Source organism: Endozoicomonas sp. ONNA2, from assembly GCF_024606365.1.
Taxonomy (GTDB): domain Bacteria; phylum Pseudomonadota; class Gammaproteobacteria; order Pseudomonadales; family Endozoicomonadaceae; genus Endozoicomonas.
In genome coordinates, this window is the sequence record NZ_JAHHPO010000640.1 from 1 (window position 1) to 1022 (window position 1022).

Genomic DNA, 1022 nt, shown 5'->3' on the forward strand with positions numbered 1-1022 from the left:
GTTTAAATTAGCCTTGATTGGAACGATCGTAAGGCCGATTCTATCGCCCTGGTCTTGACTCAAGATGCCAGGAGCCCAATCTGGCAGGCCTCTGTTTTCCCTGGAAACAGCGTTGCATCAACGTCCCGATTCAGGCTTGATCTGCGTTCATCCTGAGCGGAGCCAAAGGGCGCCAAACACATTGCCTGAATATACCGGGAACTAAATTCTGATCTGAAAGTCTGACGAAAAGACAATTGATTGAATTGATCAATTGGGTAATTCATGTTTGTCTATCTCAGGTACTTATTATGGCTATTCCCACCCGGTCACCATTACCACCAGCTTCACACTTTATTACCTCAGCAGATCAACTACCAATGTCGTCAGATCATGCAGCTTCCTGTTCTGCAGAAGCAGCACCCTTCGACACAAGGCAAACCACAATCGGTTTACATGAGCGCCAGCACTTGAAAATCCGGGGGTATTCTGATCAGGATATCTCAGTCGCAGAAACAACCCTGCAGCAACGGGCCATTGATCCACTGACCGTCGATAACATGGTTCAGGAGCTTGACGCCAGATCCGTTGATATAACCACCGCACTCAATGCCATTGATGAAGCGATCGACAAAACGCCCGGCACTAAAGGTAAGGCCGGTCTGTCTAGCCAGGTTATGAAGTTCGCCGAGACGCTGCAAAAACGTGTGGCCCGGGAAATTAACGATCATTTCACCGCTGCGTGGCCAGACCGGGAAAAAGTGGCTGAGATTGTCAGCCGTTGGCCAGCGTCCCTGAAAAAATCGGCAACCTATATCTCCTATGGTTGGCCGGTTTTGAAAGTCGGAAGATTTGAAGTTGTGTGTGATTTCAGGTCTGCCATGAAAATTTGCAACCGCTATGATGACCAATACCCGGATCTTCATCCGCGCATTCACCCTGACCTTCCCGCATGCTTTGATCCCGCAGATTTTCAGGATTTTTCCCAGCCTGAATTCAAGTCATAAATGCATAACCCATGACTTTTCTTACATCTATCCCAG

General features: G+C 48.3%; 1 protein-coding gene. It reads left to right on the forward strand.

Annotation, left to right across the window (positions count from 1 at the left end; translation table 11 throughout):
• Nucleotides 1–290: 290 nt before the first annotated feature.
• On the forward strand, nucleotides 291–986 hold the full coding sequence (locus KDK14_RS11260; RefSeq protein ID WP_257265214.1) for a hypothetical protein: 696 nt from the start codon (nucleotides 291–293) through the stop codon (nucleotides 984–986).
• The last annotated feature ends 36 nt before the right edge of the window (nucleotides 987–1022 follow it).

Excerpts from the sequence above, each read along its gene's own strand:
- KDK14_RS11260 (WP_257265214.1), top strand. The coding sequence starts at position 291 with ATGGCTATTCCCACCCGGTCACCATTACCACCAGCTTCACACTTTATT.